13 protein-coding genes are annotated in these 13,693 nt (G+C 41.9%); 8 read left to right on the forward strand and 5 right to left on the reverse strand.

Annotated elements, in window-relative coordinates; genetic code table 11:
• Positions 1 to 152 precede the first annotated feature (152 nt).
• The 7 genes from AC1HJP_RS05910 (at position 153) to asnB (ending at position 7,702) form a co-directional block, all read left to right on the forward strand.
• Positions 153 to 1,667, forward strand: a complete 1,515-nt coding sequence (locus AC1HJP_RS05910; protein WP_480360997.1) for a leucyl aminopeptidase — start codon at positions 153 to 155, stop codon at positions 1,665 to 1,667.
• Between the two features lie 144 nt (positions 1,668 to 1,811).
• Positions 1,812 to 2,459, forward strand: coding sequence for a 5-oxoprolinase subunit PxpB (gene pxpB, locus AC1HJP_RS05915; protein WP_480360999.1), 648 nt, complete (start codon positions 1,812 to 1,814; stop codon positions 2,457 to 2,459).
• A complete protein-coding gene (locus tag AC1HJP_RS05920; protein ID WP_480361001.1) occupies positions 2,459 to 3,394 on the forward strand; it encodes a 5-oxoprolinase subunit C family protein in 936 nt (311 codons plus the stop codon). Before pxpB ends, AC1HJP_RS05920 begins: the two co-directional genes overlap by 1 nt.
• A 4-nt stretch (positions 3,395 to 3,398) precedes the next feature.
• Positions 3,399 to 4,127 carry a DUF969 domain-containing protein gene (locus AC1HJP_RS05925; RefSeq protein ID WP_480361004.1) on the forward strand — a complete coding sequence of 243 codons (729 nt, stop codon included), beginning with the start codon at positions 3,399 to 3,401 and terminating at the stop codon, positions 4,125 to 4,127.
• Positions 4,124 to 5,146, forward strand: coding sequence for a DUF979 domain-containing protein (locus AC1HJP_RS05930; RefSeq protein WP_480361006.1), 1,023 nt, complete (start codon positions 4,124 to 4,126; stop codon positions 5,144 to 5,146). Before AC1HJP_RS05925 ends, AC1HJP_RS05930 begins: the two co-directional genes overlap by 4 nt.
• Entirely contained in the window at positions 5,139 to 5,822 is a 684-nt protein-coding gene (gene pcp / locus AC1HJP_RS05935; protein WP_480361008.1) for a pyroglutamyl-peptidase I, read from the forward strand. The genes AC1HJP_RS05930 and pcp overlap by 8 nt, the downstream gene beginning before the upstream one ends.
• 218 nt (positions 5,823 to 6,040) lie before the next feature.
• Positions 6,041 to 7,702, forward strand: coding sequence for an asparagine synthase B (gene asnB, locus AC1HJP_RS05940; RefSeq protein WP_480361010.1), 1,662 nt, complete (start codon positions 6,041 to 6,043; stop codon positions 7,700 to 7,702).
• Positions 7,703 to 7,843: 141 nt separating this feature from the next.
• Here the strand turns inward: asnB and AC1HJP_RS05945 are convergent, their stop codons facing one another.
• The 5 genes from AC1HJP_RS05945 to AC1HJP_RS05965 all read right to left on the reverse strand — a co-directional run bounded on the left by AC1HJP_RS05945 (position 7,844) and on the right by AC1HJP_RS05965 (position 11,923).
• A complete protein-coding gene (locus AC1HJP_RS05945) occupies positions 7,844 to 8,161 on the reverse strand; it encodes an AzlD domain-containing protein (protein ID WP_480361012.1) in 318 nt (105 codons plus the stop codon).
• Positions 8,154 to 8,954, reverse strand: a complete 801-nt coding sequence (locus tag AC1HJP_RS05950) for an AzlC family ABC transporter permease (protein ID WP_480361013.1) — start codon at positions 8,952 to 8,954, stop codon at positions 8,154 to 8,156. Before AC1HJP_RS05950 ends, AC1HJP_RS05945 begins: the two co-directional genes overlap by 8 nt.
• A gap of 139 nt (positions 8,955 to 9,093) precedes the next feature.
• Positions 9,094 to 9,921, reverse strand: coding sequence for an AraC family transcriptional regulator (locus AC1HJP_RS05955; RefSeq protein ID WP_480361015.1), 828 nt, complete (start codon positions 9,919 to 9,921; stop codon positions 9,094 to 9,096).
• Between the two features lie 525 nt (positions 9,922 to 10,446).
• Positions 10,447 to 11,109: a DUF2987 domain-containing protein gene (locus tag AC1HJP_RS05960; protein ID WP_480361017.1), complete on the reverse strand. Its 663-nt coding sequence runs from the start codon at positions 11,107 to 11,109 to the stop codon at positions 10,447 to 10,449.
• Positions 11,099 to 11,923: a glucosaminidase domain-containing protein gene (locus tag AC1HJP_RS05965; RefSeq protein WP_480361019.1), complete on the reverse strand. Its 825-nt coding sequence runs from the start codon at positions 11,921 to 11,923 to the stop codon at positions 11,099 to 11,101. Before AC1HJP_RS05965 ends, AC1HJP_RS05960 begins: the two co-directional genes overlap by 11 nt.
• Before the next feature lie 232 nt (positions 11,924 to 12,155).
• Between AC1HJP_RS05965 and AC1HJP_RS05970 the strand changes: the two genes are divergently transcribed.
• Positions 12,156 to 13,448: an anti-phage deoxyguanosine triphosphatase gene (locus AC1HJP_RS05970; protein WP_480361021.1), complete on the forward strand. Its 1,293-nt coding sequence runs from the start codon at positions 12,156 to 12,158 to the stop codon at positions 13,446 to 13,448.
• The last annotated feature ends 245 nt before the right edge of the window (positions 13,449 to 13,693 follow it).

Raw genomic sequence — 13,693 nt, forward strand, 5'->3', positions numbered from 1 at the left:
CCTAAAATGTGCTTGAAACTTATTAACTATGACCTTGTGGATGTGAATTTACTTTCATCCACCGTTTAAACTCGTAAATTGAACGACATTGAGTGTCTTTTTTTACGAATTTAATGTAAAAAGCCAACAAATTATTTATCTAGGAATGTACTATGAAATTTGTTTCACAGATCAGTGCAATCGCGTTAGCAGTTTCTGCTTCAAGCGCATTTGCAGCAGACTTCAATTTCAACTCTAAATTAAGCAAGGGTGATGCGCTTGTTGTTTTCCAAGCAGGCGAAACAGCAACACAATTTGATTTCTTAGATAGAGATACCAAAAAACAAATTAATCGCGCTATCAAAACAGCTGAATTCAAAGGTGCTTACGGTAAAACATTAGAAGTTATCGCGCCAGTTGACAGCGATTACGGCCGCATCTTAGTAGTTGGTTTAGGTGAAGAAGACAAGCTTGACTCAGCAAAAATGGCTAAGCTTGGTGCTAACTTACACGCTAAACTTGAAGGTAAAAAAGTAAATAAAGCAACAATCGCGTTTGAAGATGTAAAAGGCGCAGCGAGCAACGCTGACCTTGCAGCACAACTTGCACACGGTGCAAACTTACGTGATTACACGTTTGAACTTTACAAAAAAGAGCCAAACAAATTTAATGTGACTTACAACATCGATGTAGCTGATAAAAAAGCAACAGCGAAAGCGTACCAGCAACTAGCAAACATCGAAAAAGGTGTATTTTTAGCACGTGATTTAACGTCTGAAGTACCAACTGAAATGACGCCTGTTGATTTCGCAAAAGCGGCAAAAGAGCTTGAACAATATGGCGTTAAAGTAACTATTTTAGAGCCTGCAAAACTTAAAGAGCTTGGTATGGGCGCACTTGAAGGTGTTGGCCGTGGCTCTAAAGACGGTTCACGTCTAGTAGTTGCACACTATGAAGGTAATAACAGCACACCAATCGCACTTGTTGGTAAAGGTATTACATTCGATTCAGGTGGTTACAGCATCAAAACTGGTTCATCTATCAACCGCATGAAATCTGACATGGCAGGTGCTGCAGCGGTACTTGGTACTGTTAAAGCTATGGCACTAAGCAAAGCAGACGTAAACGTAGTTGCGGTTATGGGTATGGCTGCAAACATGGTTTCTGAAAACTCAATCGCACCGGGTGATGTACTTCGCACAGCGGAAGGTATTAGTGTTGAAGTATTAAATACTGACGCTGAAGGTCGTTTAGTATTAAGTGACGCAATGTGGTATGCACGTGAATACTACAAGCCAGAGATCATGATTGATGTAGCAACACTTACAGGTTCTAAAATCCGTGCAGTAGGTAACCGTTACTCTGCAATCTTCTCAGATGACCAAACGCTAGTTGACCAAATCACTGTTGCTGGTAAGCAAGTAAACGAGCCAGTATGGCGTTTACCTTTGGGCTACAAAGACATGCTTAAGTCACCAATTGCTGATATCACTAACATTGGTTCGGGCGGCCCAGGTGCAACAACTGCAGCATCATTCTTACAACACTTTGCAGGTGATACACGTTGGTTACACATCGATATCGCGGGTAATGCGTTAACTAACTCTGCAAAAGATGAAATCCCAGCAGGCGGCACAGGTTACGGTGTTCGTATGCTTAGTAACTGGCTTTTAACTAACAAGCAGTAATAACTGCTTCAGTTAAAACAGTTCATCTAAAAAGCCACATCTAGTTTTCTCGATGTGGCTTTTTTGTATTGGTTAATCGCTAAGGTACTCAATACTTGCCTGTTATGACACAATAAGAAAATAAATATAATAATCGGAACAACCATGACCTGCGTGCAATGCTATCAACTTAGTGAACAAGCATTAGTTCTATCAATTGACGGATTAATTACTCAGGAAGTACGACAAAAAATCTTTGCGCTCGCACAAACCGCAAATAATACCAATGAATTTTTTGACATAGTTCCAGCCAACTCATCTATTACCTTCTATCTCAATGACTTTACTAGAGCTGATTATTGGTTAGAACAACTAATCACCCTATGGGAAAAAAGTGAACCTGAAGCATTCACACCTAAAATACATCTAATCGATACCTTCTACGGCGGTGAATTTGGCCCTGACTTAAATGAGGTGTCTGAGCTTACCGGTTTAAACCAAAAACAAGTCACCGAATTGCATGCGTCAACAGAGTATCAGGTCGGATTTTTAGGCTTTTTACCTGGATTTGGTTATTTAGAATCGCTCCCTGAGCAACTTAGGTTGCCTCGAAAAGCCACGCCAAGGGCGCATGTACCTGCTCTCAGTGTTGCAATAGCAGAATCCCTTACTGCTATTTACCCGTCTAGCTCTCCTGGAGGTTGGCACCTTATAGGCAGATGCGAGCAGCCCTTATTTGACCCTCATGCTGATTCGCCTAGCTTGTTAGCACCCGGTGATATTGTGAGATTTATTCCTAAGGAGCACCGCTGATGCTAAAAGTGATCAAACCCGGCGTTTTCAGTAGCATTCAAGATTTAGGTCGTCACGGGCATCGTCATTTAGGTGTCTCGCAATCTGGCGTACTCGATCCAATCGCATTGAAAGCAGGCAATGCACTACTAGGTAATAAAGAAACTGCCGCCTGTATTGAAATTACTGTTGGTCTGGCTGAATTTGAATTTACTAAGCCATGTAATTTTGCCATAACTGGGGGCAACCTAAATGCAAAACTCAATTCAAAAGCCCTCTACCCTGGATGGCGTTACCATGCAAAAGCGGGCGACATCATTAAATTTTCCAGTCACCCAGAGTTTTTACGCGCTTATTTATGTGTAGAGCATGGTTTCGATGTATTGGAAGTGATGAATTCTCTTAGTACCGACTGCCAAGCGAAATTTGGCGGTTTTGAAGGAAATGCGCTGCAAAAAGGTGATTGCATTCCCTTCTCTGAAAGTTTAGCTCCTTGCTCAGAGCTGGCTGTAAAACTCTCTGACTATACAAACGTGGTAAGAGTACTCAAAGGCCCACATTGTGATATCTTGCCAGAGGATTATTTGGCACAGCTTTTATCGAAAACTTGGACTGTCAGCGATTTAAGTAATCGTATGGGTGTCCGTTTAGAACACTCCTCATTGTTAACGCACCAAAAAAGCATTGATTCGCAAGGTGTTCACCCAGGCGTTATTCAATTACCGCCAACAGGCACCCCAATTGTTTTGCTCAATGACTGCCAAACAACAGGTGGCTACCCAATTATAGCCTCTGTGATCCAAGCAGACTTGCGTCATTTTAGCCAATTAGCGCCAACTAAAACTTGTCGCTTTGAGCTGGTAGATTTTGATGTGGCTAACACCGCATTGCAAAAACAAGAACAAGAAATAACGCGATTCACAATCGCAAAACAACAATTAGAAAATAAGAAGTAACATCATGTTTGATTTAAACTATATGCCGCTTATTGGCATTCTAGTCGTTGTGGTTGGCTTTGCCTTAAAGTTCAACCCACTACTGGTTGTGACCGCGGCAGGTATTGCCACCGGTATTGCCGTGGATATGGACTTTATCGCCTTAATCGAAACCTTTGGCGAAAAGTTTATGAACTCCCGCCAACTCGCTAGCTTTTTACTTATCTTGCCTGTGATAGCAATTCTTGAACGTTACGGTCTGCAGCAGCGCGCAAAAACCTGGATTGCTAACATTAAAGGCGCTACAACCGCCCGCATTTTAAGCATGTATTTTGTGGTACGTGAATGCTCAGCGGCTTTGGGCTTATTAAGCCTAGCGGGCCAAGCGCAAACCGTTCGCCCATTACTTGCCCCTATGGCATTAGGTGCCGCCGCGAATACGCATGGTGATTTGCCTAAACCAATTAAAGACTTAATTAGTGCCCACGCCGCGGCTTGCGACAACATTGCGGTGTTTTTTGGTGAAGATATCTTTATTGCTTTTGGCGCTGTACTTTTGATGGACGCCTTCTTAAAAGAAAATGGCATTGCGGGCATTGAACCACTTCACATTGGTCTTTGGGCTATTCCAACTGCCATCGCCGCTTTAATCGTTCACCTATTCCGTCTAGCGCGCTTTGAAGCAAAAATTAGAAACCTCATTGCAGAGCATAAATCACAGCAAACGAAAAACGCTGAGGGGGCATTATCATGAGTGCCCCAGTAAACGAGAATACTGTGAATAGCACAGCCATTATTTCAATTGAAAACATCTATCTTTTGATTGGCTTTGTTGTGATGTTTTTAGTGGTTAAAACCTTACAAGATAAACAGCATCCGCAAAAATACACCACTGCCCTATTTTGGTTCTTGTTTGGTAATGTATTTTTATTTGGTGATCTCTCAATCAAATTAATTGGCGAGTCTCTCACCTATCAGTGGGTTGGCTTTAGTGTCATTGCCATTGCCTTACTTGCTGGCTTTGGCAAAGTCTCGATGGGCTCTTACCATCAGCCATCAGAAGAGCAACTTGAAAGTGACGCTAAGCGAATAGGCAATAAGTTGTTTGTGCCCGCAGTTTTAATCCCAGTCGTCACTGTGGTCTGTACATTGCTTTTAAGTAATTTGAACATTGCTGAGGTGTATTTATTTGACCAAAAACATGTAACGCTTGCTTCACTCACACTCGCATGTGGTGTTGCACTGATTGTTGCTTGGCGTTTTACCTCAGGCTCGCCTTTCCAAGCACTCTCTGAATCGCGCCGTTTGGTTGATTCAATTGGATGGGCGGCCATTTTACCGCAAATGCTCGCCATGTTAGGTGGCGTATTTATCGTAGCCAACACCGGCACTGCCATACAAGATCTTGTGAAGCTATTTATCTCGCCAGATAATCGCTTCATGTTAGTGGTGTTGTACTGTGTTGGTATGGCGCTATTTACCATGATCATGGGTAATGCTTTTGCGGCCTTCCCTGTAATGACTGCGGGTGTCGCTCTGCCGTTTTTAATTGAAGGCCATGGCGCCGCAGCTGCGCCACTTGTTGCCATAGGTATGTATTCTGGTTACTGCGGTACACTGATGACGCCAATGGCTGCGAACTTTAATATTGTGCCTGCCGCACTGCTTGATTTAAAAGACAAATATCAAGTTATTAAAGTGCAGATCCCAACGGCCATTGCATTACTCATTATCAATATTTTCTTAATGTACGGAGTGATCTTTAATGACTAAACAAACCAAGACCGAATTAAAGACCGTGCTCCTGACGGGTTTTGAACCCTTTGGTGGCGAAAGTATTAATCCTTCATGGCAAGCAGTAAAACAATTACACGGCCAAAGCATTAATGACCACCAGGTTGAATGTGTAGAGCTGCCTTGTGAGTTCGGGCGCTCCCTTGAACACTTATATCAAGCGATAGAAAAACATCAGCCAAGCTTAGTGTTGTGTATTGGTCAAGCAGGCGGCCGCTCTCATGTTTCGATAGAACGTATCGCCATTAATATTGATGATGCGCGCATTGCTGATAATGCCGGTAATCAACCAGTCGATACAACCATTATTGATGATGCTCCCGCTGCATATTTTGCAAAACTGCCCATTAAAACCATGTTTAAAGGCTTGGTTGAAGCAGGTATTCCGGCTGAAGTTTCGAATACGGCAGGCACCTATGTGTGCAACCATGTTATGTTTGGTTTACTGCATTATATAGCGCGCCATTTTGGTGAGAACGACGAATCAATCCGAGGTGGCTTTATCCATATTCCATTTTTGCCAGAGCAAGCCGTGCACCACAGTGGTGCACCAAGCATGAGTCAAACAACGGTTGTTGATGCACTCAAGCTATTGATAAAAAATGGACTTTCAAGCGAGGCTGATCTCAAAATTGCCGCTGGCACCACACATTAATCACAGCAATTCACCCTCTTTTTCATATTGGTGCAATAGTGCTTTGCTATTGCACCAGTATTGACATAAAAAATTCATTTTAAGCCTAATTATCTATGTGACTTAACTAAAATTTTCTGTTAGTTATAGAGGCTGTAGCTGCGCAATTTTACAATTCTTTAACTATGCCTGACAAAACAGGCAATGCGCAGACAGCAATTAACAGGAATGAGGTAATTATGTGTTCTATTTTTGGAGTACTAGAACTTAAGACAGATCCCGCTCAGTTGCGAACACAAGCAATTGAGATGTCTAAAAAGCTACGACATCGAGGCCCAGATTGGTCGGGTGTCTATTCATCAGATAAAGCCATTTTAGTCCATGAGCGCTTAGCAATCGTTGGCGTTTCAAGTGGTGCGCAACCACTATACAACCCTGAGAAAACTCATATTCTTGCAGTCAATGGTGAAATCTATAACCACAAAGAACTTGCTGCGAATTTAACCACTGACTTTGAATTTCAAACCGAATCAGATTGCGAAGTCATCTTGGCGCTATACAAACAAAAAGGCCCTGAGTTTTTAGACGATCTGAACGGAATTTTCGCTTTCTGCTTATACGATGAAGAAAACGATGCTTATTTAATTGGTCGTGACCACATTGGTATTATTCCACTTTATACGGGCCGCGATCAGCACGGTAATTTTTACGTCGCCAGTGAAATGAAAGCGCTTACACCGATTTGTACCAGCATTGAAGAGTTTCCTCCGGGTCATTATCTATATTCAAAAGAAGGCACGCTGCATAGCTACTATCAACGTGACTGGCAGTCATTTGATGCGGTAAAAGACAACCCAGCCAGTGCTGAAGAAGTAAAAGACGGTCTTGAAGCTGCAGTTAAACGCCAACTTATGTGTGACGTGCCTTATGGCGTATTACTGTCAGGCGGTTTAGATTCATCGGTTATTTCTGCAATAACGCAAAAGTTTGCCGCAAAACGTATTGAAGACAACGATGAGTCAGATGCATGGTGGCCTAAACTACATTCTTTTTCTATCGGTCTTGAAGGCTCACCTGATTTAGCTGCTGCGCAAAAAGTTGCAGATGAAATTGGTACTGTGCATCACCCTATTCACTTTACTGTTCAGCAAGGCTTAGATGCACTACGAGAAGTGATCTATCACCTTGAAACCTATGATGTGACTACAGTGCGAGCATCGACGCCAATGTATTTAATGTCGCGTCAAATCAAAGCTATGGGCATTAAAATGGTGCTTTCAGGCGAAGGGGCTGATGAGCTATTTGGCGGTTACTTATACTTCCATAAAGCGCCAAATGCGCAAGAATTCCATGAAGAGTTAAACCGTAAAGTTTCAAAACTGCATATGTTTGACTGTTTACGTGCTAACAAATCAATGGCCGCTTGGGGTGTTGAAGCCCGCGTACCATTCTTAGACAAAGAGTTTGTTGATATTGCCATGCGCACCAACCCTGATTACAAGATGTGTAAAGATGGCCGCATTGAGAAGCATATCGTTCGTGAAGCATTCGACGGCTATTTACCTGATGAAGTGTTATGGCGTCAAAAAGAGCAGTTCTCTGATGGCGTAGGCTATTCTTGGATTGATTCTTTGAAAGAGTTTGTTGAAGAGCAAGTATCAGATTCTGAGCTTGAAAATGCGCAATATCGCTTCCCTATCAATACCCCTGATAGCAAAGAAGCCTATTTCTATCGCACAATCTTTGAAGAGCACTTCCCAGGTGAAGCTGCTGCGAAATGTGTACCACACGGAAAATCAGTTGCATGTTCAACCCCGCAGGCTTTAGCTTGGGATAAAGCATTCCAAGAAAATGCCGACCCATCTGGTCGCGCAGCAAAAGTGCATAACGACGCTTATTAAATTTTACGTTTTACTCTAAACAAAACGCAGCCAAAAGGCTGCGTTTTTATTTGCGTGGGATAAACCCAAGCCTGCAAGCTTCTTACTTATAGCTTTTAGCTTTTAGCTTTTAGCTTTTAGCTTTTAGCTTTTAGCTTCCAATCATAAAAACCAATTCAGTATCAAAAATGACCCCATACCTACAACCACCACAGCCAAGGTATTTTTAATTTTTAAACTAGTCAACACTGTAATTAATCCAGCATACAAAAATGGACTATGGAAAAACGCAGAGCCTTCGGTTTTATGTCCTAAAAACACAATCGGCACCCACATTGCGGTTAACACTGATGGGGCTGTGTACTGCAACAAATGTTGTAGTTTAGGGCTCAGACTGATGGGTAATGACTTCATAAAAAACAGATATCGACATGAGAAAGTGATCACTGTCATTAATACTATCAATAAATCGTTACTCATCACTTTGCTCCTGTTTAACTGAGCATCTCGCGGTACTCTTTCTCGCTACACTCTTTCTTGTAAAGTAATACCCCGCAAACATACCGATAAAAGTCGAGGCAATTAACGCATACTCAAATGCTAACAGCTCAAAAACCAGAACAGAGACACCACTTGCCAAGACCGACATCAAAACGGGTTTGTCTTTTATGGCTGGCACAACCAATGCAATGAAAGTTGCCGCAATCGCAAACTCCAATCCGTAGGCTTGCAGATTCTCAATATTATTACCCGCCACTATGCCCACCAGCGTGGCTAGATTCCACATCACATAAAAGGCAATACCCGATGCTACCGCATATACATAACAAAAACGTTTATGTTTTGCGATGTAGGCGTTGGTCAACGCAAACATTTCATCTGTTAAGAAGAAGGCAAAAACGATACGTTTAAATAAGGGTAAATCTTTCACGTAACTCTGAAAAACCGCTGAATATAATAAGTGGCGAGAGCTTATTACAAATGTGGAAGATAAAATCGGCATAGCAGGGCTACCCAAGCCGATTAATTGCATGCCTGCTAACTGTGCGGCTCCTGCAAAGACAAACAAAGACATGGCTTGTGCTTGCCAAGGCGACAACCCAACTTGAATGGCTAAAGAACCACATAAGATCCCCCACGGGATAACAGCCACACAGAGCGGGAACATATCAATGAACCCGCGCACAATAATACTCAAATTTCCTTGTTGATTTTCAGCTTGCATAGGTGCTGTATTGTCTAATTCTTCTATTAAGGGTTTGGATGATGCCATTTTTATGCTCAACGATGAATAGTTCGTCGTTAAAGCATAATCAGTGTGTAAAAGAATTTATTGTACAAAGTTGCGCTCGTTAAATTACTTCAATACGAATCTTCTTAAAATAGTTATCCATTTTGAGGATTGGTATTATCTAGGCTACTACTGATGTGAGTTGAAACTGTTTAGGCGTTGTGCCCAATGCTTTTTTGAAATGGCGGTTGAAATGACTTTGGTCGTGAAAACCACAGCCGATAGCGGTATCTAAAATAGATGCACCAGCGCGAAGCATCTTCTTTGCTTTGATAAGTCTAGCTTGAATTTGATAGGCATGGGGGGTTATACCAAATGCCTGACTAAATTGGCGCACAAAGTGAAATTTACTACATCCAACCACATTCGCTAGCTGCTCTAATGAGACGTTAACTTGAGTATATTCGTCTAAAAACTCTCTGGCGAGTTTGAGTTTTTGCACATCAACACTGGCTGCTTTTGCCAGTTCAATATGACGGCCATAGCCAGACGCCAATTGTGCCAACGTGCTGTATAACAGCGTTTCAATAAGTAATTTAGATGCCCCATTTTCAATCTGCTCGAATACACATCTGAGCTGCGCCGCTATTCGAGCATCTTCAATCACAGAGTCTTTAAAATAAGGCGTGAGGCTTTGATTATTTACTAAATCTTTAGAGATTTGATTAAAGTGCTCAACAGTCGGATAAAGGGCTTTATATTTCCAGCCACCCGCCGTTGCCGTTTCGCCTGTGTGAACATCATCGGCATTAACTAAAATAATGCTATTTTCAGCCGCAACATGATTTGCCCCACTGCGATAAAAACGCTGCGCCCCCTGCTCAATCAAGCCAATGGTATAGCCTTCATGAACGTGCTTAGAAAAGGTTTGTCGCTCATATTGTGCATCGACTACCTCAAGGCCGTTTAATACATCGGTATAATGATATTTTGCCAGCTCTTTTGCCAATCGATTTGCCTCTTAATAATGGTATTTCTTTTATAACACTATTTGAGCAGTCTGTTTTGTACAAAATTGCTGTTTCAATGCACTATTTTATAAACCACATCTCGGTAACACCGACTTTATGTCGGGTCAAAAGCAGCAAATCCACAAAGAAGCATCAACCCTCTTCACGAATTCTAAAACCTCGGTAACACCGACTTTATGTCGGGTTAAAAGCTGTAAATCCACAAAGAAGCATCAAGCCTCTTCACAAGTTCTAAAACCTCGGTAGCACCGACTTTATGTCGGGTTAAAACCCGCAATCCACAAAGAAGCATCAAACCTCTTCACAAATTCTAAAACCTCGGTAGCACCGACTTTATGTCGGGTTAAAATCCGCAATCCACAAAGAGCCATCAAGCCTCTTCACAAATTCTAAAACCTCGGCAGCACCGACTTTATGTCGGGTTAAACACCCATAAAAAAAGCGCTGAGTTCATAACTCAACGCTTTCTCTTTTTCGATAAAACAAACCGTTAATTTTAACGCTTACTTTTCAATCCAAGGTGTGATTAATACAGGTTTTGCACTCATAGAATCACTGGTAAATTTAAAATCATCGCCTTCCCAGTTGTCTTCCACAGTAAATTTACACACGTTATTCGTGCAGCTGACACCCGGCTGATTGAAAGCAACCTGATTATCAAACTTAACCGAGATCCCTTTTTGAGATGGCAATAAAAAGCTCATTAGCTTACTTACAAAGAAGCCAGATAAGTCCGATAATAGTTCATCAAACTCATGATGAAGCTGATAAATATCTGCTTTGGTTAAATTATCTAACCCAAAATGTTCAGCTTCAATCTGAAACTTTAGCTGGCAATCATGCTGTGGGTTTTGTGGTTCAATGACCAATACCGCTTTATCTTTATCTAGTTGGTCGTCGTAAGGGAGTAATAATTGCGCGTCTTCAGTGTAAGTTAAAGGCGTTTCACTGTTCTCAGTTACAATTTTACCTTTGGCAATTTTGCACGGCTCAAGGGTGGCAATATCAACAATATAAAAATTAACGCGGGCAAACTCGAACTCACCTTTTTCGATCACCTTCAAACGGTCGTGAAAGCCATCATAAGACACCACAAAGTTATCGGCCATAGCTGGTTGAGCAAACCCAATAGCCGCTAACGCGAGCGCAAAAAATTTATTCTTCATTAAAATAACCCTTGTTATGACGGATCATGTCATTTAATTCTTCAATATATGCGTCACCGCGCTCAGAATAAGAAAGCAGGCCTTCGGTCAACTCTGTTGCATCGATTGGCTTTTTCTCAGCACGTAATTGTGCTCGCTTTGCTCTTAGCTCGGTATATGCATTATGGGTGTTTAAATTTCTAAAATACGATTTAACACTGGCTCTCACAGACTTAAACGCAGCAACTTCATGGGCTGCTTCGTCTGCGCGTCTTTTAGGAACCAAACCGCAGCCCTTCTTGTAACACCACTGCCCAAAAAAGTTAAGGCCAATTCGCGCAAACCTTGATGTACCCCAAGCAGATTCATTGGCTGCCTGCATTAGCGCCAATTCTTTTGGAATAATATCAACATGTACCAAAGCAGTTTGTAGGCTTTCGACTGTATAGTCGGCATCACCCAAACGGTAATAAGCAAAAATATCGTCTAGTTTTTTAACTTGTGTTGAGGTCAACTCTTCTTCAAATTGCAGCATCATTAATGCAATCTCAATCGACGCACGTTGTTGCAAGATGGTTTGATTTTCTTTAACTACATGAGGTTTGATGAAATCAAAGAACGCCTTCTTCTTAGCTCTTACATCTTTGATATTTGCAAAGTCAGGTAACTCAACATCATGAAGTGGTTTTTCTACTTCCACTTTTTTCACAGGTAGCTGTTCTTGAGTAGGCGCTTCAACCACCTCTTCAATCATTTCTTCAGGTTGAATGAATGGGTAAATCAAACCATAAATTGCAACCACAGCAATAACCAGTTTAAGTAAATTTCTTAGCATTTTTTCTCCGATAAAACAGCGCATTCCCCGCTTCCATGAATGGGTTGTTACAAGCTAAACATCACACTTTATGCGTTGCGAAAAGCAATTGTAACCTGCACTATGTATACTATTAATGAACTCAAAAGCGCGTAATTATATATAAATTCGCCAAAAAACGCGAATGAACCCAAAATACGCTGAGATTATGTCATTATTTTGATACACAAGAATGAGGAATATTCGAGGATTTATGGACTTGATTTGGCAGCAAAGACGATGTGAACAACGTAAAAATAGACCGAACGATAACCGCTCAGCTTTTCAAGTTGACCGCTCTCGTATTATTCATGCAGCCGCTTTCAGGCGACTGCAAGCCAAGACTCAGATCATGTCGATTGGCGTTAACGACTTTTACCGTACCCGACTCACTCACTCGCTCGAAGTTGCGCAAATTGGTACCGGCTTATTACGCCACTTACAAAATAGCCATCCTGATTTTTCACTGTTTCCAAGCACAAGCTTAATTGAAACCCTATGTTTAGCCCACGATATCGGTCACCCGCCATTTGGTCACGGCGGCGAAACCGCGCTGAATTTTATGATGCGTAAACACGGCGGCTTTGAGGGCAACGCCCAAACACTGCGCATTGTCGCCAAACTTGAGCCTTACTCAAAAGGTTTTGGCATGAACCTAACGCGCCGTACATTACTGGGCTTTATTAAATATCCAGCATTAATTAACCAGCTTTGGCACTCACAGGCTGAGCACGATCCTGCATCACCATTTATTACCGCCCACCACTGGCTGCCTGCTAAAGGTGTATATAACTGTGACCAAGACATTTTTGACTGGGTACTCGCGCCATTCTCAAATGCCGATAAAGACCTTCTACAATCAAATAAACCGTGGGACGACTTTAAAAATAAAACTCAATTTAAGTCACTCGATTGCGCCATTATGGAAATGGCCGACGACATCGCTTATGCGGTACACGATTTAGAAGATGCCATTGCCACAGAAACACTGTCAGCCTCAGATTGGCACAACTACGCCATGCCTAAACTCAAAGCACTCGATTCACCTTGGTTAAAACAAAACTTAGACACACTTACGCAACGATTATTCTCAGATGATGAATCGCTCAGAAAAGACGCCATTGGCGAGCTTGTAAACTTATTCATTGTAAACAGCAGTATGCAAACACAAAACGATGCGTTTGAATCATACCTACTTAAAAACACCGTTAAACTCGAACCCGAGTTTGCAGCAATTCTGCAAGTGTTAAAAATATTCGTGTACGAGCGACTAATCCGCGAACCCAAAATGCAGCAAATAGAATTCAGCGGCCAAAACCTGTTGATGGATTTATTCAAAGCGTTCGCCAGCGACCCGATGCGACTACTGCCACACACGACTCAGGTGATCTTTGAAGAAGCAAAAGATGAAAACGCGAGAATGCGGGTGCTGACCGACTATTTATCGGGCATGTCGGATGAATATGCGAGAAAGACGCATGCGAGGTTATTTGCGGGAGCGGTCTGAGAACATTTCAAATAACACTTAGTACAAAGTCACTCTGAACTCGTTTCAGGGTCTTTTCTTAACTGTTTAGAAAATCAAGATTATAGGGTGTCATCACACCATAAAGATCTTTGCTAGCGCACTGTCATGGGGTGCCAGGCTCTTATTCAACTGTACTGACCAGTTATGACCGAATAATAGACTTTGAAAATCTAGTTTGATTTTTCAAAATGCAAGACCTTCCACTATATTTTTTACTCAAAAAG

It is taken from the genome of Pseudoalteromonas sp. NFXS53, from assembly GCF_056629255.1.

Excerpts from the sequence above, each read along its gene's own strand:
- AC1HJP_RS05910 (WP_480360997.1), top strand. The coding sequence starts at position 153 with ATGAAATTTGTTTCACAGATCAGTGCAATCGCGTTAGCAGTTTCTGCT.
- pxpB (WP_480360999.1), top strand. The coding sequence starts at position 1,812 with ATGACCTGCGTGCAATGCTATCAACTTAGTGAACAAGCATTAGTTCTA.
- AC1HJP_RS05920 (WP_480361001.1), top strand. The coding sequence starts at position 2,459 with ATGCTAAAAGTGATCAAACCCGGCGTTTTCAGTAGCATTCAAGATTTA.
- AC1HJP_RS05925 (WP_480361004.1), top strand. The coding sequence starts at position 3,399 with ATGTTTGATTTAAACTATATGCCGCTTATTGGCATTCTAGTCGTTGTG.
- AC1HJP_RS05930 (WP_480361006.1), top strand. The coding sequence starts at position 4,124 with ATGAGTGCCCCAGTAAACGAGAATACTGTGAATAGCACAGCCATTATT.
- pcp (WP_480361008.1), top strand. The coding sequence starts at position 5,139 with ATGACTAAACAAACCAAGACCGAATTAAAGACCGTGCTCCTGACGGGT.
- asnB (WP_480361010.1), top strand. The coding sequence starts at position 6,041 with ATGTGTTCTATTTTTGGAGTACTAGAACTTAAGACAGATCCCGCTCAG.
- AC1HJP_RS05945 (WP_480361012.1), bottom strand. The coding sequence starts at position 8,161 with ATGAGTAACGATTTATTGATAGTATTAATGACAGTGATCACTTTCTCA.
- AC1HJP_RS05950 (WP_480361013.1), bottom strand. The coding sequence starts at position 8,954 with ATGGCATCATCCAAACCCTTAATAGAAGAATTAGACAATACAGCACCT.
- AC1HJP_RS05960 (WP_480361017.1), bottom strand. The coding sequence starts at position 11,109 with ATGAAGAATAAATTTTTTGCGCTCGCGTTAGCGGCTATTGGGTTTGCT.
- AC1HJP_RS05965 (WP_480361019.1), bottom strand. The coding sequence starts at position 11,923 with ATGCTAAGAAATTTACTTAAACTGGTTATTGCTGTGGTTGCAATTTAT.
- AC1HJP_RS05970 (WP_480361021.1), top strand. The coding sequence starts at position 12,156 with ATGGACTTGATTTGGCAGCAAAGACGATGTGAACAACGTAAAAATAGA.